Origin of the sequence: Cobetia sp. SIMBA_158 (assembly GCF_046566945.1) — a bacterium.
GTDB lineage: Bacteria > Pseudomonadota > Gammaproteobacteria > Pseudomonadales > Halomonadaceae > Cobetia > Cobetia amphilecti.
The window spans coordinates 240,376-262,356 of the sequence record NZ_JAWJYL010000004.1 but is presented as its reverse complement, the minus strand read 5'-3'; the positions used below and the strand labels follow the sequence as shown (position 1 = coordinate 262,356).

Genomic DNA, 21,981 nt, shown 5'->3' with positions numbered 1-21,981 from the left:
AGCGTGAAAATGCGCTGAACGTGAAGACCGAACAAGGTGAAGGCCGCAGAGCCGGGCGCGAAGCAGCGTTGTCACAGGCCCGGCGCGGCTCAGGCGTCCTGTTTCGGAGCCGACGCGCTGTCTGGATTCGACGTGCTGTCAGGCGCCTGATGCCAGAAGTCGAAGAAGTTGAACCACTGCAGCGGATGGCGCTTCACGCGTGCTTCCAGGTGACGGGCATGGCGTTGCATGGCCTGCTGGATCCACGCCTCGCGACCGCTGCGCTTGACGGCGCGGCTGTCATCGAAGGGCGCGAAATCGACCCGGAAACGCGGATGGGCGCCGCCCTGTTCGCGAATGCAGCTCAGGGTATAGACGTGACAGCGCAGCAGCGCGGCCAGCATGAAGGGCCCCTGCGGGAAGGGCGCGGGCTGATCGATGAAGTCACAGTGCAGCACGCGCGGTGAGGCCGCGGCACTGGCCGGCGACGCGGGTCTGCTGCCTTCTGCAGTGTTGGCTTCTACCGAGTTGGCATCTGCCTTGCCATCGTCGACGGTGGGCGGAATCGGCACGCGGTCGGCGGCGATGACCACGAAGCCGCCACGATTGACGCGATCGCCCAGCGCCATGGCGGTGGCAGGCGTGATCTCGCTGACCTCGATCATCTGCGGCGGCTTGCGGCCGGTGGCCTGCTCCAGCAGCTGATTGAACTTCTCGGCGTGGCGCGTGTGCACCAGCGCACACAGGTCGATGTCGTGGCGCTCACCGATGGCATTGATCACATCCAGATTGCCGTGATGGGCGACGAGGATGATGCCGCCCTCGCCACGCAGCGCGGCGTCGCGCAGGTCTTCGGGGCCGGTGCCGGTCAGCGAGGTCAGCGGGATCTCGCCGCTCCAGGCCGAGACCTTGTCCATGATCGCCTCACCGAACTGCATGAAGTGGGCAAAGCTTCTCGCCCACAGGCGCACGCCGCCAAGCTCTGGCTCGAGGCGCTTGAGGAAGTCGAAGGAGGCGCGCCGCGCCACCCCGCGCAGCAGGAAGTACCACACCAGCACCGGAAACAGCGCGATGCGAAACGGCCAGGCACCGAGGCGACGACGAATCGTCACCATCAGGCGCATGCCAGTGGTGGAGCCGGTTTCCGACAGGCGTGCCCAATGGGTCATTCGTGTTTCCCCTTCGCGTCGTCAGGCTGCGAGGGGCGACTGACATGAGTGGATGATGTCCTGCCATTGCGTCCCGACAGCGTGCGCCAGGCAAGTTTCGGCGAGCGCAGCAGCATGCCGAGGAACAGCCGCGTGTGCATGGCGCTGATCAACAGGTTGTCGTGTCCGGGGCGGAAGTGGCTGACGCCTCCGGTGGGGTAGCTGACATGCACCGGCAGGTTGGCGACCTCGCCATCGGCCCAGTACCAGCGCACCAGCACCTCGGTGTCGAAGGACATGCGATCGCCACAGTCATGACGCGCCAGCAGCCGGTTGGTGGCGGCCAGCGGGTAGAGGCGCACGCCGCACATGGTGTCGCGGATGGCCAGCGACAGGGTGTTGATCCACACCCAGATGTGCGAGGCGTAGCGGCCATAGAAGCGGATGCGCGGCACGCTGGCGTCGTATTGCGGATAGCCGATCTGCAGGCAGTTAGGATTTTCCTGCATGCCGTTGAGGAAGGCGGGCAGATCACTGACGTCGTGCTGCCCATCGGCGTCCACCTGCAGGGCATGGGTGAAGCCGAGCTGATCGGCAGCCTGCAGCCCACTGCGCACGGCAGCGCCCTTGCCGCCGTTCTGCTCGCGACGCACCAGGTGATGGCCCTCGGCAGCCAGCTGATCCAGCACCTCGGCGCAGGGCGCGCTGCAGCCATCATCCACCAGCACGATGGGCAGCCCGAGCGGTGCCAGACCCGCACACACGCCGGCGATGGTGGCGGGGTGGTCGTAGACCGGAATCACCACGCAGGCGCGCAGTGGCGACTCGCGGCTGGGGGGAGAGAATGTATGGCCGGTCATCGGCGCCTGGGGCTGGCTCATGACGCCTCCGGTGTGGGTGTCGTCTGGGGTGAACTAAGTGGTGAACTAAGTGGCGAACTGAGAGGTGTGTCATCGGTATCAGCACCGTAGCGCAAGCGGCCACTGGCGTGCAGGCCCGCGCGGGATTCCAGGCGGAAGTCGACGCGCAGGCCGTGGCTGTCGGCGATCAGTGTCGCGGCCAGCGTAAAGCGCATGCCCGGCAGCAACAGATTGGAGAACTTGATGCGCTCGAGACGCTGAAAACGGCTTTCCTGCACGCCGACGCCCGCCAGGCGCAGGCGGCGGCCGAGATCGCGAGCCCACTTGAGCATCACCACGCCGGGCACCAGTGGCTGGGCGGGAAAATGACCCTCGAGATAGCACAGGCTGTCGGGCACCTCGGCTTCCAGCGTCAGCTGCTGCGGGCCGCTGGAGGTCTCGCCCAGCCAGCGCGGCAGACGATGATCGTCGAGATCGGCAAACAGCCGCGCGACGGAGTCCGCCGTGAACTTGCCCTGGGCATTCAGCGGCAGGCGCGTGACGAAGCGCCAGTAGCGCGGCAGGGCGATGCGCTCGAAACCCGGCATCAGCGCACGGCGCAGGCGCGCGATCAGATCACGGCGGCTGGCGTGGTCCTGTGGCAGCGCGCTCTCGTCCATCACCACCACTGCGCCCAGGCGATGATCGCGGGTGGGCATCGGCAGGCAACGTACCTCCAGCACCTCCGCTTGCGCGCTGAGGCAGCGCTCCACCGCGTTCAGCGAGACCCGCTTGCCGGCCAGCTTGACCAGCCGATCACTGCGTCCCAGCAGCTGGAAGCGTGGTACTGCGTGGTGCTCGCCTTGCGACGACGGCTCAGCCGCCACTGGCGCGGCGTTGTCGGCCTGCTGCCACCACTGGTCCGGCTGCTCCAGAAACGGTGAGCGCACCGCGAAGGCGGGTGAGAAGCTGAGCTCGACCTCCGGCAGCGGTGTCCAGTGGGGCGTCTCGTGCTGGCGGCGGTGCGCGATGCCGCCCGTCTCGGTGCTGCCGTAGATCTCGATCACCGGCGCCTGCAGGCAGTTCTCGGCGTGGCGGGCGGCCTCGGCCGGCAGCGGGGCACCTGAAGAGAAGACCCGCAACACCTGAGCCTGATCCTGAGCCTGGCCCGCCACGCGGCTCTCGTCACTGGCCTGTGGCAGGCGCGCCAGCTGGGCCGGCGAGCTGACCAGCTGGCAGCGATGCCCGAGGCCGGACAGCTGCGCGATGGCGGCGGCCAGCTGCTCCGGGTAATGGCAGGCTTCGCTGAGAAACGGCACCCCTTCGCTGAGCGGGCGCAGCAGCGACACCAGCAGACCGTAGATGTGCTGGTGACTGACCTGGCTGAGGCTGACGATGTCTGTGGTCAGCTCAGAAGTGGAGTCAGTGTCTGACGCCAGCGGCCACAGCGTGCGATGCACGGCCAGTTCGGCCTCGAGCTGATCGAAGCGCTTGGCGATGCGCAGCGGCTCGCCGGTGGAGCCGGAGGTGCAGAGCTCCAGCGCAAGACGCGCGCCGTCGGGTGTGATCTCGAACGGTGTATGCGGTGCGGCAACAGAGCTGGCAGCGCCGGATTGCTCCGGCGGCCAGCCAGCGGTGCTGGTCTCGGGCAGCTTGCCATCACTGCTCTCGGCCAGGCGGGCCAGGGTTTCCGGGCGGTCATCGCCGGGCAGCACGGCGAGCATGCCGCGCTCCCACAGCGCCAGCAGCTGCACGCAGGCGCCAAGCGCCGTGGGCTGGAAGAGCACCCAGCGCGCACCGGGCCGGCGGCCAGCATGCGCTGCGGGCAGGTTGTCCAGCCATTGATGCCAGGCATCGACGCGTGCCATCAGCTCGGCACGACTCAGCGGGCGCAGCGGCTGACCGGGACTGGCCAGCCAGCAGGCCGGCGCCGCGGGTGCGAGTCGGGCGAGCTGGCGCCAACCCTGATGGATGAGGGAGGTGGCGCGCTGGGCGGCGTCTTGCTCAGTGGAGCGTGCGGTGGCGCGGCTGGCAGGCTGGCGGGCATCAGACATGTGAGGCAGGCAACTCTTCAGAAAGTCGAATTCATCTGGGGGCGTATCCACGCCGGGCGAATCCATGCTGGGCGAATCCACGCCGGGCGAATCCACGCTGGGCAAATCCACGCTGGGCAAATCCACGCTGGGCAAATCCACGCGGGGCGAATCCATGCATGGACTCAGCTATCGATAGCCGAGCTCATCGATAACCAAGCTCATCGATAACCGAGCTCAGCCATCGGCGCGGCGCAGGCGACGGCGTACCAGCCATTCGCCGCAGAACAGCAGCCCCATCAGCACGTAGCTCACCAGGCCGTTGTAGAGCGTCCAGGTCGCGAGGTCGGCATACAGCGCCGTGGCCGCGGCGACACTGGCATTGAAGACGAATAAGCCGCACCACACTCGGGTGACCTTGCGGGTATAACGCACGCCGGCGGCGGGCAGATCAGGCTCCTGCAGACGCGCCAGACGCTCGATGACCGGCATGCCGCGCCACAGACTGGTGGCGAACACGCTGAGCATGGCCAGATTGACCAGCACCGGATAGGCGCGCAGCCCCAGTTCCGCCTCGCTGAGCAGGCTGATGGCGATCAGCAGCGCGGCCAGCGTCAGGCGCAGGAGCCACGGCAAGGGCAGACGCTGGATCAGCAAGGCGCCCAGCGCGATCAGTGCCCACACCCAGGGCGAGACATGTCCGCTGGTCGTGTCGCCCGCCGGGTCTGCCGTCAGCCGCGAGAGCAGGGCATAGACCAGCAGCGGCCAGCACACGGCGGCCACGACGCCCAGCCCGCCAAGCAACAGCCTTGGCAGTGACGGGCGTCGCCCTCGACCAGAGGACAATGACGTCATGCCTGGCGCTGCATCAGCTGCTCGACGGCAGTCACGACGTCATCGAGGCTGCGTACGCTCTTGAAGTCATTGGCTTCGATGCGGCGGCCGGTGAACTTCTTGAGTTCGACCACCAGGTCCACCGCATCGATGCTGTCGATGTCGAGGTCTTCATAGAGCAGCGCCTCGGGGTGGATGTCAGCGGCATCGATCTCGAACAGCTCGATCAGGGTGCTGCGCACATGGGCATAGATCTCTTCGCGGGACGCGGTCTGTTGCTCAGCGCTCACGACGGGCCTCCACGAGTTCACGCAGGGCATTGAGGCTGGCGAAATGCGCGCGAGTGTCCTCGGCTTCGGCGTCCAGCGTGATGCCGTACTGCTTCTGCAGCGCGAGACCGAGTTCCAGGGCGTCAATCGAATCCAGACCCAGGCCGTCCACGAACAGCGGCTCATCGGCGACGATGTCGTCCGGCGTGATGTCCTCAAGCTCCAGGGTGTCGATGATCAGTTGCTTGAGTTCCAGTTCCAGCTTGGCGCTATCGCTCATGAGTATTCCTCGTGTCGGCGTACCGATAATGGCCGGTATGAATGGCAGCAGGCTTTATTAACGGCGGGAAGGCCGAATATCTTAATCCGTTTTTCTCGCTATCTGATCAGCATCGAGATCAGGGGCAGTGCGGCGCCGCGCGTTGTCATGACTCGCGAATCCGTTGCTGAAAGGCGGCCAGCTCAGCGGCAAAGTCGCTGGCCAGGCGGCGCGTCAACTGGCGGGCATCGCGTGACAGCGGCACATCATCCTCTGTTGCCGGTGGCGGTGCGACATGCGCCGTCATGTCCGGCAGCACCTTGATATTGAGCATCACCCGCCGGGGCGGGATGTGATACCAGGGCTCGCCCTTGGTCAGGGTGCTGGGCTGGCAGTCGATCAGCACGGGGGTGATCTCGCTTGGCGTGCGCAGCGCGATGTTGGCGGCGCCGCGGCGGAATTTCAGCGCCCGCCCGGGCACGCTGCGCGTGCCTTCCGGAAACAGGATCAAGGCATTGCCGCGCGCCAGGCTCGCGCCGGCGGCCTCGAGCACGCCCTGCGGCTCTTCATTGGTGATGTAGCCCGCGGCACGGATGGGGCCACGGGTGAAGGGGTTGCGTGCCAGCCGCCCCTTGACCACGCAGTCGGCGTGGGGAATCAGCGCGAGCAGGAAGACCACGTCGATCAGCGTCGGGTGATTGGCCAGCACCAGCAGGCCCGGGCGTTGCAGGCGCTCGCAGTCGTGCAGGCGATAGTCGAGCACGCCCAGGCCGCGCATCAGGCCCACGAAGCCGCGCATGCAGTGATGGATGATGCTGCGCGCGAGCTTCTGTCGTTTCTCGGGACGGCGTACCACCAGTGTCAGCAGGGGCCACATTCCCCCCACCAGCAAGCCGCCCAGCCCGAAGGTCAGGAAGCTGATGGCCGTGGCGATGCCACGCCACAGGCGCCCGAGGGGAGACGACAGCATGCGTGGCATCAGTCTGCTTGCGGCGTCGGTGAGGCGGCGTGAGCGCGGCTCAGCTGCCAGTGATGGCGACGACAGGCGAGCGTCTCAGCCCCGGCCTGCTCAAGCCAGGCGATGACCTCAAGCGGCGTCGGGGCGCTGTCCGTCAACGACTCGCCAGGCGTGGCGCTCAGTGTCCATGCGCTGTCATCGTCACTGCTGCGGCTCAGGCGCAGGGCGACGGCGCTGGCGCAGGCCGGGTAGTCACCGTGGTGCAGGAAGGCCTCCGGTGCGGCGATATCGGAGAACAGCACGATGACGTCCTCGCGCTCGCTCAGATAGCCGAGCGCCTCGCTCATCAGCGCCTCGAATTCGTTGCCGCAGGCGGCTAGGGCTTCCAGCGGCTGATGGGACTTGCCGGTGATCGAGTACATGCCCAGCACGGCGTTGTGCACCGAGAGCGAGAAGCGCGCCGGTGACAGGGCTTCGTCGGACTGGGTGGCGGCGTCCAGCAGGGCGAGAATCTTGCCGGTATCGCCATGGCGCGAGGCATGGATGATAGGCAGGTCGGCGTCAGGGTCGAGCGCGAACAGCAGCTTGCAGCAGGCCTGGCCGACCGGGCTGAGTCGACGACGCTGCATGGCCGGGACTTGCTCGGCACGCGGGGAGGGGGTGATATCTACGCGGCTGTCGTGGGCGGTGCGGGACGCACTCGCCTGCCAGGCTCGCCAATCAGTCAGACGCATGAGGTTCTTGTCCGTGAACGCATCGTTGCCATATTGGGGCCTCAGTGTACCGCACAGGGGTTGGGCAGCCCAACCGGACTCAGGCGTGTTGGCACTGAGCAGGCGGCGTGGCTACGCGTGTCGTTGGCAGGATAGCAGCTTGCAGGGCGGCACACGGCGCCTGACGTGAGGTGTCGGGGCGTGATGTCCTGCGGCGGGTCGCCGCTGTGGCAGCGCTGGACAGCGGCGGAAGAGGGTGTAGGGTATCGCCGCACTGAGACTGGCGCCCGGGGCGTCATGGGGTAAAACGCTGAGGACGCACAATGATGACGGTCATCAACAGGTCGGTGGCATGAAGGGTGGCTTGCGGGACCTGCTGCGTAGACGGGCTCGCGCAGGGCAGGCTACCCGAGCGCACTCGCAGGCGCTGATGCGCCTTCTTTCGCTCTCGGAGTGGTTGCCGGTCATCCGGGTACTCGGCCTGCTGCTGTGCGTGGTGGCCTTGATGATGCTGGCGCCCTTGCTGGTGTTGCTCGGTGAAGCGGATGCGGATGCCAGCGCCTTCCTGATCTCGCTGGGCATCACGCTCGGCTCGGCGGCCATCATGCTGACGGTCTCGCGCAAGGTGGAGCTGCAGCTCAAGCCGCGTGCGATGTTCGTGCTGACGACGCTGAGCTGGGTGCTGGTGTCGGCCTACTCGAGCCTGCCGTTGATCTTCGGTGCGACCCACCTGGGCGTGACCGATGCCGTGTTCGAATCGGTGTCGGCGATCACCACCACCGGCTCGACCGTGCTGTCTGACATCGAAGGACTCTCGGATGGCCTCAAGCTGTGGCGCGGCCTGATGCAGTGGGTCGGCGGCATCGGCATCATCGTGATGGCGATCGCGATCCTGCCGTTTCTGAAGGTCGGCGGCATGCGCCTGTTCCAGACCGAATCCTCGGACTGGTCCGACAAGGTGCTGCCGCGTGCCGGTGGCGTGGCCAAGGCCATCGGGTTGGTCTACGTCGGGCTGACGTTGCTGGCCATCGTCTGTTACTGGCTGGGCGGCATGCACTGGCTGGATGCGCTGGTGCATGGCATGACGTCGCTGGCCACCGGCGGTTTCTCCAATTACGACAGCTCGATGGGCGTCTATTCCGACCGACCCTATCTGCTGTGGATGGCGTCGGCTTTCATGTTGCTGGGGGCGCTGCCCTTCGTGCTGTTCATCCGTGCCTGGCAGGACCAGGCCGGTGTCTTGTGGCGTGATGCCCAGGTGCGCGGCTTCCTGCGTCTGCTGGGGTGGGTGATCGCCTTGCTGACGCTGTATCGCGTCGTCAATGGCGAGGCCATCTTCACGGCGCTGACCCAGGTGACCTTCAATGTCATCTCGGTGGTGACCACCACCGGCTACGCCAGCGACGACTACAGTGCCTGGGGGCCCTTTGCGGTGGTGGCCTTCTTCTATCTGACCTTCGTCGGCGGCTGCAGCGGCTCGACCAGCGGCGGCATGAAGATCTTCCGCCTGCAGATCGGGCTGATCATGCTCGGCAACCATCTGCGCTCGTTGATCCATGCCAATGGGGTCTTCTCGCAGCGCTACAACGGCCGCGCGCTGCCCGATGAGGTGGTGCGCGCCGTGATCGCCTTCTCGTTCTTCTTCTTCATCACCATCGGTGGCCTGGCGCTGGCGCTGTCGTTCATCGGGCTGGACCTGATCACTGCGGTGACCGGCGCCGCCACGGCCGTCACCAACGTCGGCCCGGGACTGGGCGAGATCATCGGTCCGGCGGGCAACTTCTCGAGCCTGCCGGACAGTGCCAAGTGGTTGCTGTGCATCGGCATGCTGATGGGGCGTCTCGAGATATTGACCGTGCTGGTGCTGTTCTCGCCCAGCTTCTGGCGCAAGTAGCGGCCCACGAAAAAGCCACCGTCGATTGACGGTGGCTTTTTCGTGGCTTTGGTTGTGCCAAGCGCGGGGGCTATGTGGCTTGCGCCGTCTTACTGCGCGACCTTCTCGCCGTCCGTCGCCTCGGCGGCATCGAGCTTTTCATCGAGATCGATGGAGAGCCCTTCGCGATTGAGGATCGGGTTGGCGTATTGCACCAGCCACCAGTCCTTGAGCTCTGCGGGCACCTCTGCGAGGCGGTTCTCGAAGGTGGCGCGCTCGGCACCGCTGATGGCCGAGACATCCAGCGCCGAGGCCAGACGCGGCTCCTCACGCAGCTGCGGGCGGCTGGCGGCCAGCTTCTCGAGTGCCAGCTGATGGCTCGGATAGAGGGTGTAGTAGGCCAGCACCTGACGGTCGACTTCCTTCACCACGTCTTCCGGGGTCTCGAAGTCGCCCTTGAGCGGCTCGCCGAACACCAGCTTGACGCGCCCCTTGTGGCCGCTGATGCCCGCCGCGATGGACTTGATGTCCTCGTACTGCACCTTCTCGTAACGGCCTTCATTGGCGACGGCCGCCAGCTCACGCGCCTTCTGCAGGTCACAGGGGTCGAACTCGTAGCTGATCGACACCGGCACGATGTTGAGCTCGCTGACCGCCTCGCTGAACGGACGCGTCTTGTCGGCGGTGCGCGCCGCCATGGTCAGCATCTTGATGATGGCGCTCTCGGTGCCGTCACGGCCATCCTTGGCGCGCCCTTCACGCTGGGCCAGCCAGATGGAATGCTGGTCGTGGGTCAGCGAGTGGCGGATATAGCCCGACAGCGACTGGTAGGCGGCCAGCATCGCGCGCTTGCCCTTGGCGGAGCGCGGCACGATGAAGCTCTTGTTGAGGCGCATCAGGTCGGTGACGAAGGGCTTCTGCAGCAGGTTGTCACCGATGGCGATGCGCACCGTGTCACGCCCGTGACGATAGAGGGCGTAGTTGACGAAGGCCGGGTCCAGCGAGATGTCGCGATGGTTGGACAGGAACAGGTACGGCGTGTCCGGCGACAGGCGCTCCAGTCCCACCGTCTCGAAGCTGGTGGTGGTGGTGTGGATCATGCGCGCCATGTAGACGGCGATGCGGCTCTGGAAACTGGCAACATCCTTGACGCCAATCATCTCGCGCTTGATGGCCAGGCGCGCGATCTGGCGTGCCAGCCACGGGAAACGCTGGGTCAGGCCCGGCAGGCGGAAGCGAGTCAGGGTGTCGAGCAGCTCGCGGTCCTGCTCCAGGCGTACCAGCACCTCCGCTACCTCGTCGTCGTGGTAGGGGCGAATATCGGCGAACGGGTCCTGTTCGCTGGTCGTGGCAGGCTTGGGTGTTGCAGTGTCAGTCATCGACGCACGTCATCCGGGTTTGTCATTCTGAAAAAAGAGAAGGTCGGCAGCGGGCCCAAGGCTCAGCTGGCGGGCTGGGCTTCACCACCCAGCCAGGCGGTCATCTGCTCTATCACGCCGGACAGCACCTGGGCCATCAGCGCGAAGTCGGTCTCCAGACGCAGGATGGGGTCTTCGCCGTCATCCTGGGCGTTGGCTTCATCGACCACGGCATCGGCGAACTTGAGGCTCTTGAGCGCCATGTCCTCACCGAGCACCAGCGCGACGCGGCCATCGACTTCCAGCGCCAGCTTGCTGACCACGCGGCCCAGATTCAGCGCCGTCTGGATTTCCTCGCCGTCGAGGTCGAACTGGCGCGCACGCAGCACGCCATCCTCGCCACCCGGCGCCTTGAGTTCGACCTGATCACCGACGATCAGGTCTTCCGGGCGCGAGCTGACATCCTTCAGCCAGGTGGTCATCACCTGGGAAGGCGGCTGCGCGACGGCCAGTGGCGTGACCTTGAGCGTGCCCAGTGTCTGACGCAGCAGGTCCAGCACTTCCTCGGCGCGCTTGGCATTCGAGGCGTTGACGGCGATCAGGCCGCGCCGGCTGTCCCACCACAGGTCGGTGCGCGAGGAGCGCGTGAAGGCGCGCGGCAGCAGCTCCTCGTAGATCTGCTCCTTGAGGGTCAGCTTCTCGCGGCGACGCAGCGGGCGGCCTTCGGCGGTCTCGCGCTCGGCCACGCGCTCCTCGAGTTCTTCCTTGACCACGGCGGAGGGCAGTACGCGCTCCTGGCGCAGGGCGCTGATCAGGAAATGGCCCTGAATCTCGTGCACCAGCAGGTCGCTGTTGCGACCGCCAGGTGCGACCCAGCCGATGCGCTTGGCTTCGACGCCGGTGACCGGGCGGAAGACATGCTCCGGCAGGGCGTCGGCGAGACGACCCTCTTCCAGCGGTGCGCTATCGTGCAGGCGATACAGTTGCAGGTTCTTGAACCACATGCGACCAGTCCTTGAGTCCGGTGAACGGGGGCTGCCCGTCTGAATGGCGCATATTATGGCGAAACTCATGCGGCGGGTCATCCGCCGTGGACGTGACCCTGCGTCACACTGCGGTTGCCGACCATCTCGCGCGAGCACAAAGACATACTGTGTGCACGCTGTGGCGCTAGTCTTGAGTCGCCCTGGCGGTGCGCGGTCTGGCGGTTTGCGGTATCGACCGACAGATATCGATCAGCAGGCATCGACCAGTAGATATCGATCAGCAGGCATCGACCCGCAGGCATCGACCATCAGACTTGAGACGCGGAGGGCGGCAGAGTGATCGACGACGTTGTTGTGGAGACTGCTGAGGAGACGGTTGTGGAGGCTTTTGTGAAGAGCAGAGCTTCAGGCGCGAGCGCGCTGAAACGGGCACGACCACTGACGCTGGCGGCGCTGACCCTGCTGCTGTTCGGCTGCAGCGGGGAGCATGACGCCCACGACAAGACGGCCAGCGCGGCCGAGACCAGTGCAACGGTCACCAAAGAGGCAGCCGCTGACGGCGAATCCGGGCCGGCGGCCCTCGGGCTGGAGCCTGAGATATTTGCCGACGGCGCGATCGTCGGTGAGGTCGAGACCGTCGACTGCACCCTGAGTGGCGGCACGCAGACGACCTGCTATCAGTTCCGTGTGGCCGGTGCGCCCGCGGACCCGCAAACCTCGCCGGAGGGGCCTTTCTGCCCGCCCAATATCCACTCCGGTGAGGAGGAAGGCGGCACCTGGATGGATGGCGAGGGCGCCCTCTATCAGGTGGACGGCGAGTTCATCAAGAATCTGGCCACTCTCTACAAGGACAAGGAGTGGCAGATGTACGACGTCAACACGGGTGAGATCACCGTGATCGATGGCGCACGTGGCTGTGAGGTGGCGGGGAACCCGAACACCATCGAGGGCTTCGACAACTTCTGTCTCGAGTGTCCGCTGGATGAGCTGGGCGGTGGCATCGAGAAGACTGTCGTGATCCCCAAGGTGCCGGTACCGGCCGCCGAGCCGACCTCGCTTGCCGGCCGCTCCAATACCGGCGTGGCGCTCAATGGTGTGCTGTTCGGCCCGCCGGCGCCGCTGGAGCTGATCCTGAGCTCTCACACCCTGGGGGTGCTCGATGATTGTGGCGCGCATGCCAATCCGCATGAGGGCTATCACTATCACACCGCCACTGGCTGCTCCGAGATCGGCATTCAGGAAGATGGCCATTCGCCGATGATCGGCTATGCGCTTGATGGCTATGCCATCTATGTCAGAGAGGACAAGGACGGCAACATCCCCGCTGACCTGGATGAGTGTGGCGGCGAGACGGACCCGGTGCGTGGCTATCACTATCACGCCTCCGCGCCGGGGGTTAACCAGATCTTCGGCTGCTTCATGGGCGAGAAGGGGCACTTCCTCGACGAGGAGGGCGGCGAGAGGCCACCGCAGGGTCCGCCCGGCGAGTAGCCGCCTTGCCGGGATGGCGAGCAGGGTAGTTGCCATCATTCAGCCAAGCGTTTGTTTTTCTGTCCGTCACCGGCATAAGATCAGCTGACGATGGCCACACGGCGCGATCGTTTCACGGACGGGAGGCAGGGATGCAACACGACAGCAATCCACCGCAGGCAGCGGACGGCACTCACACAGACGTCGGCACTCACACAGACGTCGGCAATCGCACAGGCGTCGTCAGTCGCACGACCCTGACGGTGCGTGGCTACCATCTGGATGGCTATGGGCACGTCAACAATGCCCGCTATCTGGAGTTCTATGAGGAAGGGCGCTGGGAGTTCATGCTCGCGCATCTCGATCTGGCCGCGCTCAAGCGCGAAGGCATCGCGATGGTGGCGGTCAACCTCAACCTGGATTGGCACTATCCCGCCACCGTGCATGATGAGCTGGTCATCACCACGCGGCTGTCAGAGCTCGGGCGCCGCAAGATGATCATGCGCCAGGAGATCCATCTGGGCGAGCGGCGCATGGGCGAGGTGCATCCGCGTTCCGGGGCGCTGGTCTCCAGGGCCGACTTCACCTTCGTGCTGATGAATACCGACACCGGTCGCGCCATGCCGCTGGACGGCGAGATCGGCGTGCTGCTGGGCGCGTTGGTCAGTGAAGAAACGGCCTGATCGCCCTCAGCGGCGAGGCATGAGCCAGCAGGCCGCGCATATTGACGGCCGTACTACCGTACTGAGGTGTCCTTGCGGCGTCGTGTGAGCTGCTAGGCGCGCTCGCAAGTGATATAATGCCGCCACTTCGGTGCCGCGGAGCTGGCACCCCGTGTCTGCTTCACGCCACTGCCGCGCTGCAGTACCGACGGAGCATGCGTCGTTGCTGCAGTGGCGCCAACAGTTGAGTTCAAGGATTTGACGAATCATGGGTGAGATCGCCAGAGAGATACTGCCAGTCAACATCGAGGACGAGCTCAAGCAGTCGTATCTCGATTACGCGATGAGCGTCATCATCGGGCGTGCCTTGCCGGATGTTCGCGATGGCCTCAAACCGGTTCACCGTCGCGTACTGTTCGCGATGCACGAGCTGAACAATGACTGGAACAAGGCCTACAAGAAATCTGCCCGTGTCGTCGGCGATGTGATCGGTAAATACCACCCGCACGGTGACAGTGCGGTCTACGACACCATCGTCCGCATGGCCCAGCACTTCTCCATGCGTTATGTGCTGGTGGATGGTCAGGGCAACTTCGGTTCCATCGATGGCGACAGCGCCGCGGCGATGCGTTACACCGAGGTGCGCATGGCGCGCCTGGCGCACGAGCTGCTGGCCGACCTCGAGAAGGACACCGTCGATTGGGTCGACAACTATGACGGCACCGAGCGCATTCCTGCCGTGCTGCCGACCAAGACCCCGAACCTGCTGGTCAATGGCTCCTCCGGTATCGCCGTGGGCATGGCCACCAACATTCCGCCCCACAACATGGGCGAGGTCATCGACGGCTGTCTGGCGCTGATCGACAACGGCGATCTGACCATCGATGAGCTGATGGAATTCATTCCGGGGCCGGACTTCCCGACCGCCGGTATCATCAACGGCCGTGCCGGCATCCTTGATGCCTACCGCACCGGTCGTGGTCGTATCTACGTGCGTGCCGTGCATACCATCGAGCACAACGACAAGAACGGCCGTGATCACATCATCATCACCGAGCTTCCCTACCAGGTGAACAAGGCGCGTCTGATCGAGAAGATCGCCGAACTGGTCAAGGACAAGAAGATCGAGGGCATCGCCGAGCTGCGTGACGAGTCCGACAAGGACGGTCTGCGCGTGGTCATCGAGACCAAGCGTGGCGAGTCCGGTGAAGTGGTCGTCAACAACCTCTTCTCCCAGACCCAGCTTGAGACCGTGTTCGGCATCAACATGGTCGCGCTGCACGAAGGTCAGCCGAAGATCCTGAATCTCAAGCAGATTCTGGAATCCTTCGTGCGTCACCGTCGTGAAGTCGTTACCCGTCGTACCCTGTTCGAACTCAAGAAGGCGCGTGAACGTGGCCACATTCTTGAAGGTCTGGCGGTGGCGATCTCGAACATCGATGAGGTGATCGAGCTGATCAAGGGCTCGCCGAGCGCGGCGGAAGCCAAGGAAAAGCTGATCGATCGCGAATGGCAGCCGGGTCAGGTGGTCGAGATGCTCGAGCGCGCCGGTGCCACTTCCTGCCGTCCGGAAGATCTGCCGGAAGGTCTGGGCCTGTCTGAAGACGCCAAGCACTACCGTCTGTCGCCGGCCCAGGCTCAGGCCATCCTCGAGCTGCGTCTGCATCGCCTGACCGGTCTCGAGACCGAGAAGCTGCTGGCCGAGTACTCCTCCATCCTCGAGCGCATCGCCGAGCTGATGGAGATCCTGTCCTCTGCCGACCGCCTGATGGAAGTCATCCGCGAAGAGCTGCGCGAAGTGCGCGCCCAGTACGCAGATGAGCGCCGCACCGAGATCATGACCAGCCGTCGTGACCTGACCATCGAAGACCTCATCAACGAGGAAGACATGGTGGTGACGGTCTCGCGCAGCGGCTATGCCAAGACCCAGCCGCTGTCTGACTACCAGGCCCAGAAGCGTGGTGGCCGCGGCAAGTCCGCCACCTCGATGAAGGACGAGGATGTCATCGAGCACCTGCTGGTCGCCTCGACCCACGACACCGTGCTGCTGTTCTCCAACAAGGGCAAGGTGTACTGGCTCAAGGTCTACGAGATGCCGCAGGCGTCACGTGGCTCGCGCGGCAAGCCGCTGGTCAACCTGATTCCGCTGGACGACGGCGAGTGGGTCACCACCATCCTGCCGGTGCGCGATTACGCCGCCGACAGCTACATCTTCTTCGCCACCGCCAACGGCACGGTCAAGCGCACCGCGCTGAGCCAGTTCTCGCGTCCGCGCAGTGTCGGTCTGATCGCGCTGGACATCGAGGAAGGTGACCGTCTGATCGGTGCCGACATCACGTCCGGCTCCGACCACGTCATGCTGGTGTCCTCCAACGGCAAGGCGATCCGCTTCGAAGAGCAGAACGTGCGCGTGATGGGCCGTACCGCCCGTGGTGTACGCGGCATGCGTCTGCTCGACGATGCACAGGTCATCAGTCTGATCATTCCGCGCACCACCGCGATCGATGACAACGAGATCGAGGTCGATGACGCCGCGGATGCGACGGCAGAAGGCATCGAGAGCGCTGATGTGGCGACCACCGAGGGCGCGACGGAAGACAGTGTCGCCAGCGGTGAGGTGCCGCAGTGCTACATCCTGACCGCGTCCGCCAATGGCTTCGGCAAGCGCACGCGTCTGGAAGAGTTCCCGCTGCGTGGCCGTGGTGGCCAGGGCGTGATCGCGATGCAGACCAGCGAGCGCAACGGTGATCTGGTCAGCGCGGTGCAGGTCAGCGACAACGATGAACTGATGCTGATCACCGACCGCGGCACCCTGGTACGTACCCGCGTCGCCGAGGTGTCCACCACCTCGCGCAACACCCAGGGCGTGACCTTGATCCGCACCGCGGAAGAGGAGCGTCTGGTCACGACGGTGCGTGTCGACGAGCCGGAAGAGGTCGTCGTGGTGCAGGATGAGCTGGACGAAGAGGCGCTGAGCACCGACGAACAGGTGCAGGCGGGAGATGACGCCGAGTCGACGGATACCCCGCCGACAGACGCGGAATAAGACGCTGGATTGCGACCGCCTTCGGGGCGGTCGCTTCACTTTCGGGAAATAAGACGACATGACACGCAAGTTCAACTTCTGCGCCGGTCCTGCTGCACTGCCGACCGCTGTCCTGGAGCGCGCCCGCGCCGAGATGCTGGATTATCAGGGCCGAGGACTGTCCGTCATGGAGATGAGTCATCGCTCCGACGAATTCGTGGCCATCGCCGAGAAGGCCGAGGCGGACCTGCGCGAACTGCTCGAGATTCCGTCCAACTATCGCGTGTTGTTCATGCAGGGTGGCGCCTCGACCCAGTTTGCGGGTGTGCCGCTGAACCTGCTGGGTGCGGGTGGCAGTGCCAACTATCTGTATACCGGTATCTGGGGCAAGAAGGCGATCAAGGAAGCCGAGCATCTGGCGGTGGGCAGCCACGTGGCGGCCTCCAGCGAGAGCAATGGCCTGATCGCCGTGCCGCGCCAGAACGCGATCCAGCTCTCGGGCGATGTGGGCTACCTGCACTACACCGCCAACGAGACCATCGGCGGCCTCGAGTTCGACTATATCCCCGAGGTGGCAGCGGATGGCGTGCCGCTGGTTTGTGACATGTCGTCTTCCATCCTGTCTGGCCCGCTGGATGTCAGCCGTTTCGGCGTCATCTATGCCGGTGCCCAGAAGAACATCGGTCCGGCGGGTCTGACGCTGGTCATCGTGCGCGAAGACCTGCTCGATCGCGCCCGCAAGGACTGCCCGACCATGCTGAACTGGAAGACGGCCGCCGAGGCCAACTCCATGTTCAACACGCCGCCGACCTACGCCTGGTATCTCTCCGGGCTGGTGTTCGAGTGGCTCAAGGACGAGGTCGGTGGCCTCGCCGCCATGAACGCGATCAATGATCGCAAGGCGCAGGCGCTCTACGCGGCCATCGATGGCAGCGACTTCTATTCCAACCCGATCGTGACCGAGAACCGTTCACGCATGAACGTGCCGTTCGTGCTGGCCGATGACCGTCTCGACAAGACCTTCCTCGCCGAGTCCGAAGCGGCGGGTCTCTTGAATCTGGCCGGTCACCGCAGCGTCGGTGGCATGCGTGCCAGCCTCTACAACGCCGTGCCGGAAGCTGCCGTCACTGCGCTGGTGGACTTCATGGGCGACTTCGCGCGCCGTCACGGCTAAGGGAGGAGGTGAGATGTCGGATTCCAAGGAGAGCCCTGCGTCGCAGGCGGCGGGCAAGGCGGTGACGCTGGATGATCTGCGTCAGCGCATCGACGCCATCGACAATGAGCTGCTGAACCTGATCAGCGAGCGCGCGGGCTGCGCGCAGCAGGTCGCCGAGGTCAAGCTGGCGGCCGGTGACGTGGGCGAGGATGGCCAGGTGCAGTTCTACCGCCCGGAGCGCGAAGCCCAGGTGTTGCGCCGCATCATGGCCAACAACCCCGGCCCGCTGAAAGGCGAGGAGATGGCGCGTCTGTTCCGCGAGATCATGTCCGCCTGTCTGGCGCTGGAACAGCCGATCCGCCTGGCCTATCTCGGCCCGGAAGGCACCTTCACCCAGCAGGCCGCGCTCAAGCACTTCGGTGACAGCGCCGTGACCAAGCCGATGGCCGCCATCGACGAGGTGTTCCGCGAAGTGGAGGCGGGCGCGGTGCAGTACGGTGTGGTGCCGGTGGAGAACTCCACCGAGGGCGTCATCAACCACACTCTGGATTCGTTCATGGGCTCGCAGCTCAAGATCTCCGGCGAAGTGGTGCTGCGCATTCACCACCATCTGCTGGTGGGCCCGAATACGCGTCGCGAGAAGATCTCGCGCATCTATTCCCACGCCCAGTCGCTGGCCCAGTGCCGCAAGTGGCTGGATGCCCACTTCCCGCACGCCGAGCGCATCGCGGTGTCCTCGAATGCCGAGGCCGCGCGTCAGGTGCGCACCGAGTGGCACAGTGCGGCGATTGCCGGTGACATGGCGGCCAAGCTCTATGAGCTGGAGAAGGTCGAGGAGAAGATCGAGGACAGCCCCGACAACTCGACGCGCTTCCTGATCATCGGTGACAGCTCGGTGCCGGCGTCCGGCGATGACAAGACCTCCATCGTGGTGGCGATGCGCAACCAGCCGGGGGCACTGCACGACCTGCTGGCGCCGTTCCACCGTCACCAGATCGACCTGACCCGCGTCGAGACGCGTCCGTCACGCTCCGGTGCCTGGAACTATGTCTTCTTCATCGACTTCCGTGGCCACCGTGATGACCCGCTCATCACGGCGACGCTGGAAGAGCTGCGCCAGTGCGCGGCGGACGTCAAGGTACTCGGGTCCTACCCGGTCGGTGTGCTGTGAGCGAGGTTGACCACACGCGCCATGCTGCGTCGTCAGACCTGCTGTCCTCGCTGCCGTCAGCGGAGCGTCTGGCCGGCGAGCGGCGTATCCTGCTGGTCGGGCTGGGCTTGATCGGTGGCTCGCTGGCGGCGGCATTGCGCGCGGCGGGCCATCGCGGCGAGATTCTCGCCTGTGATCGTGACTCCAACGAGATCTGCCTCGGCCAGCGCATGGGGCTGATCGACGGTGGCAGCACGCAACTGGCGGCGCTGGTACCGGGTGCCTCGCTGATCGTGCTGTGCGTGCCGGTGATGGCGATGCAGAGTGTGATGGCCGAACTGGCGCCGTTGCTGGATGATGACGCCGTCATCACCGATGTCGGCAGCACCAAGGGCGCGATCCGCGATGCGGCGCTCGGCGTCTTCGGTCGCATGCCGCCGAATCTGGTGCTCGGTCACCCGATCGCCGGGTCCGAGAAGAGCGGTGTCGCGGCGTCCAATCCCGAGCTCTATCGCGATCACAAGGTGATCCTGACGCCGGAGCCGGACAGCGATGCCGAGGCCGTGGCACGCGTGGCGGCCATGTGGTCGGTATGTGGCGCTCAGCTTCTGAGCATGAGCGTGGCGCGCCACGACGAAGTGCTGGCGCGCACCAGCCACCTGCCGCACCTGCTGGCGTTCTCGCTGGTCGACAGCCTGGCGCGCCAGGATGAGCGGTTGGAGATCTTCCGCTACGCGGCGGGCGGTTTCCGTGATTTTACGCGCATCGCGGGCAGTGACCCGGTGATGTGGCGCGACGTCTATCTGGCCAACCGCGATGCGGTGCTGGAGGCGTTGGATGAATTCGAGGCCGGGGTAGCGCGGGTGCGCGCTGCCGTGACCGCGGGCGATGGTGAGGCGATGCTGGGGATATTCACCCGCGCAAGCCACGCCCGACACTACTTCAATACCCTCTTGAAACAGACGAGTTATCAGACCATGGAACAGCAGAACGTGCGGTACCGTGCACTGCCGGGTGGGCAGGTTCAGGGGCGCATTCGTGTGCCGGGCGACAAGTCCATGTCGCATCGCTCCATCATGCTGGGCGCATTGGCGACCGGCGTGACCGAAGTCGAAGGCTTCCTGGAAGGGGAAGACAGCCTGGCCACGCTGCAGGCCTTCCGCGACATGGGTGTGGTCATCGAAGGCCCGCATCAGGGTCGTGTCACCATTCACGGTGTGGGTCTCAACGGCCTGAAGCAGCCGCCGGGCCCGCTGTATGTCGGCAACTCCGGCACCGCGATGCGCCTGTTCGCCGGTCTGCTGGCCGGTCAGGCCTTCGACACCGAGCTGACTGGTGATGCCTCGCTGACCAAGCGTCCGATGGACCGCGTCGCCAATCCGCTGCGCGAGATGGGCGCGGTGATCGATACCGCAGACAACGGCCGTCCGCCGCTGCGTATCCACGGTGGTCAGCCGCTCAAGGGCATCCGTTACGAGATGCCGATGGCGTCCGCTCAGGTCAAGTCGTGCCTGCTGCTGGCTGGTCTCTACGCCGAAGGCGAGACGCGTGCCATCGAGCCGGCGCCGACGCGTGACCACACCGAGCGCATGCTCAATGGCTTCGGCTACAAGGTCGAGCGTCAGGGCGCCGAGGCGTGGCTGAACGGTGGCGGCAGCCTCGAAGCCTGCCCGATCGACGTGCCGGCCGACATCTCCTCCGCGACCTTCTTCCTGGTCGCCGCGGCCATCACGCCGGGCTCCGATCTGGTGCTGGAGCACGTCGGTATCAACCCGACGCGCATCGGCGTGATCAACATCCTCAAGGCGATGGGTGCCGACCTGAGCGTCTCCAATGAGCGCGAAGTCGGCGGCGAGCCGGTGGCAGATCTGCACATCCGTTATGCGCCGCTCAAGGGCATCGACATCCCGGAAGACCAGGTGCCGCTGGCCATCGACGAATTCCCGGCACTGTTCATCGCCGCTGCCAATGCCGAGGGCATGACCCGTCTGCGTGGCGCCGAGGAACTGCGCGTCAAGGAGTCCGATCGCATCCAGGTGATGGCGGATGGTCTGGCGCAGATCGGCGTCGAGCACGAAGTGGTCGCGGACGGTATCGATATCCGCGGCGGCGCCTACGGCGGCGGTCTGGTCGACAGCCACGGCGATCACCGCATCGCGATGGCCTTCAGTGTCGCGGCGCTGCGCGCCCAGGGCGAGATCCTGATCGACGACTGCGCCAATGTCGCGACCTCCTTCCCGAACTTCGTGGCGCTGGCCGCTGAAGTCGGCATGCAGGTCGAGAACCTCGGTGCCGTGGCACCCGGCCAGGAGGCTTCATGAGCGGGGAAGCGACACCTCATCACAGCCAGATCTGCGACGCGCCGGTGTTGACCCTTGATGGCCCCGGCGGGGCAGGCAAGGGCACCATCAGTCGTCTGGTCGCGGCGAGCCTGGGCTGGCATCTGCTGGATTCCGGTGCGCTGTATCGCCTGACGGCACTGGCCGCCGAGCGTCATGGCGTGGCGCTGGAAGACGAGGACGCCGTGGCGACCATCGCCGAGCACCTCGATGTGCAGTTTGACGCCGAAGGCGACGCCACCAGCGTGATTCTGGAAGGCGAGGACGTCACCCGTGACATCCGTCTCGAGTCGGTCGGCAACAATGCCTCCATCATCGCGGCCCAGCCGCGCGTGCGGACTGCACTGCTGGCGCGCCAGCGTGCCTTTGCGCGTGCGCCGGGCCTGGTGGCCGATGGTCGCGACATGGGCACGGTGGTCTTCACCGGTGCGCCGCTCAAGATCTTCCTGACGGCGAGCGCCGAGGAACGTGCGCGTCGTCGTCATGCCCAGTTGCAGGAAGCGGGTGTCGATGCTAATATTTCGAGCCTTTTGACAGAAATACAGGCGCGCGATGCGCGTGACATGGGCCGGGCAGTCGCCCCGCTCAAGCCTGCAGACGACGGCGTGATCCTCGATACGACGGATCTCGACATCGACCAGGTGATCGAACGCATCCAGCAGCTGCTGATCGAATACGGCCTGGTAGCGGCGCGCTGAGACTCGAGTCTCAGCCTGTAAGTCGTCAGAACAACGGATTGATCGCCTGCTGTTGCAATACGACCTCCGGGTCGGGCAGCAGCGGGTTTCGCTCGCTTCGCGAGTGATGATGCAGAACCCAGATGACACCGAGGTGTCATCAACCCCCCGGCAAGGTGTCATGGGGTGCATCGGCGGCAAGCGGAAAGCCGGTGTATCTCGAACCAGCGTCAACGCCCCCGGGGATATGTAG

18 protein-coding genes are annotated in these 21,981 nt (G+C 65.3%); 8 read left to right on the top strand and 10 right to left on the bottom strand.

The annotated features are described in order from the left end of the window. Positions 1 to 89 precede the first annotated feature (89 nt). From R2R70_RS08865 to R2R70_RS08830, 8 genes are all read right to left on the bottom strand, one after another. Complete coding sequence (locus R2R70_RS08865; RefSeq protein WP_410977837.1) at positions 90 to 1,148, bottom strand: glycosyl transferase; 1,059 nt, start codon at positions 1,146 to 1,148, stop codon at positions 90 to 92. Then, positions 1,145 to 2,008 carry a glycosyltransferase family 2 protein gene (locus tag R2R70_RS08860; protein WP_410977836.1) on the bottom strand — a complete coding sequence of 288 codons (864 nt, stop codon included), beginning with the start codon at positions 2,006 to 2,008 and terminating at the stop codon, positions 1,145 to 1,147. Before R2R70_RS08860 ends, R2R70_RS08865 begins: the two co-directional genes overlap by 4 nt. Next, positions 2,005 to 4,020 (bottom strand): AMP-binding protein, encoded by a 2,016-nt coding sequence (locus R2R70_RS08855; protein WP_410977835.1) that lies wholly within the window; start codon positions 4,018 to 4,020, stop codon positions 2,005 to 2,007. Before R2R70_RS08855 ends, R2R70_RS08860 begins: the two co-directional genes overlap by 4 nt. 216 nt (positions 4,021 to 4,236) lie before the next feature. Then, on the bottom strand, positions 4,237 to 4,854 hold the full coding sequence (locus tag R2R70_RS08850; RefSeq protein ID WP_410977834.1) for a hypothetical protein: 618 nt from the start codon (positions 4,852 to 4,854) through the stop codon (positions 4,237 to 4,239). Further along, positions 4,851 to 5,123 (bottom strand): acyl carrier protein, encoded by a 273-nt coding sequence (locus R2R70_RS08845; RefSeq protein ID WP_043331449.1) that lies wholly within the window; start codon positions 5,121 to 5,123, stop codon positions 4,851 to 4,853. The genes R2R70_RS08850 and R2R70_RS08845 overlap by 4 nt, the downstream gene beginning before the upstream one ends. Continuing rightward, entirely contained in the window at positions 5,113 to 5,382 is a 270-nt protein-coding gene (locus R2R70_RS08840; protein WP_043331448.1) for a phosphopantetheine-binding protein, read from the bottom strand. The genes R2R70_RS08845 and R2R70_RS08840 overlap by 11 nt, the downstream gene beginning before the upstream one ends. Before the next feature lie 145 nt (positions 5,383 to 5,527). Then, entirely contained in the window at positions 5,528 to 6,331 is an 804-nt protein-coding gene (locus tag R2R70_RS08835) for a lysophospholipid acyltransferase family protein (RefSeq protein ID WP_107336163.1), read from the bottom strand. An 8-nt stretch (positions 6,332 to 6,339) separates the two neighbouring features. Then, the gene (locus R2R70_RS08830; RefSeq protein WP_410977833.1) at positions 6,340 to 7,053 is read right to left on the bottom strand and encodes a beta-ketoacyl synthase chain length factor; all 714 of its coding nucleotides are present in this window, start codon (positions 7,051 to 7,053) and stop codon (positions 6,340 to 6,342) included. Positions 7,054 to 7,462: 409 nt separating this feature from the next. Here R2R70_RS08830 and R2R70_RS08825 point away from each other — a divergent pair, with 409 nt between their 5' ends. Continuing rightward, positions 7,463 to 8,926, top strand: a complete 1,464-nt coding sequence (locus R2R70_RS08825) for a TrkH family potassium uptake protein (protein WP_410977832.1) — start codon at positions 7,463 to 7,465, stop codon at positions 8,924 to 8,926. 89 nt (positions 8,927 to 9,015) lie between these two features. Here R2R70_RS08825 and R2R70_RS08820 read toward each other — a convergent pair whose 3' ends face one another. Beyond that, positions 9,016 to 10,284, bottom strand: coding sequence for a 1-acyl-sn-glycerol-3-phosphate acyltransferase (locus tag R2R70_RS08820; RefSeq protein WP_052384259.1), 1,269 nt, complete (start codon positions 10,282 to 10,284; stop codon positions 9,016 to 9,018). A 62-nt stretch (positions 10,285 to 10,346) separates the two neighbouring features. After that, the gene (locus R2R70_RS08815) at positions 10,347 to 11,267 is read right to left on the bottom strand and encodes a recombination-associated protein RdgC (protein ID WP_043331446.1); all 921 of its coding nucleotides are present in this window, start codon (positions 11,265 to 11,267) and stop codon (positions 10,347 to 10,349) included. 372 nt (positions 11,268 to 11,639) lie between these two features. On the opposite strand from R2R70_RS08815, the gene R2R70_RS08810 reads away from it, so the two are divergent. The 7 genes from R2R70_RS08810 to cmk all read left to right on the top strand — a co-directional run bounded on the left by R2R70_RS08810 (position 11,640) and on the right by cmk (position 21,749). After that, positions 11,640 to 12,740, top strand: coding sequence for a YHYH protein (locus R2R70_RS08810; RefSeq protein ID WP_410977831.1), 1,101 nt, complete (start codon positions 11,640 to 11,642; stop codon positions 12,738 to 12,740). Positions 12,741 to 12,871: 131 nt separating this feature from the next. Continuing rightward, complete coding sequence (locus R2R70_RS08805; protein WP_410977830.1) at positions 12,872 to 13,402, top strand: acyl-CoA thioesterase; 531 nt, start codon at positions 12,872 to 12,874, stop codon at positions 13,400 to 13,402. A 247-nt stretch (positions 13,403 to 13,649) separates the two neighbouring features. Then, positions 13,650 to 16,427: a DNA gyrase subunit A gene (gene gyrA, locus R2R70_RS08800; protein ID WP_107336168.1), complete on the top strand. Its 2,778-nt coding sequence runs from the start codon at positions 13,650 to 13,652 to the stop codon at positions 16,425 to 16,427. Between the two features lie 58 nt (positions 16,428 to 16,485). Then, positions 16,486 to 17,580 (top strand): 3-phosphoserine/phosphohydroxythreonine transaminase, encoded by a 1,095-nt coding sequence (serC, locus tag R2R70_RS08795; RefSeq protein WP_054555590.1) that lies wholly within the window; start codon positions 16,486 to 16,488, stop codon positions 17,578 to 17,580. 13 nt (positions 17,581 to 17,593) lie between these two features. Further along, the gene (pheA, locus tag R2R70_RS08790; protein WP_131432589.1) at positions 17,594 to 18,733 is read left to right on the top strand and encodes a prephenate dehydratase; all 1,140 of its coding nucleotides are present in this window, start codon (positions 17,594 to 17,596) and stop codon (positions 18,731 to 18,733) included. 68 nt (positions 18,734 to 18,801) lie between these two features. Then, on the top strand, positions 18,802 to 21,033 hold the full coding sequence (locus R2R70_RS08785; protein WP_131433164.1) for a bifunctional prephenate dehydrogenase/3-phosphoshikimate 1-carboxyvinyltransferase: 2,232 nt from the start codon (positions 18,802 to 18,804) through the stop codon (positions 21,031 to 21,033). Further along, positions 21,030 to 21,749, top strand: coding sequence for a (d)CMP kinase (gene cmk, locus R2R70_RS08780; protein ID WP_410977829.1), 720 nt, complete (start codon positions 21,030 to 21,032; stop codon positions 21,747 to 21,749). Before R2R70_RS08785 ends, cmk begins: the two co-directional genes overlap by 4 nt. The last annotated feature ends 232 nt before the right edge of the window (positions 21,750 to 21,981 follow it).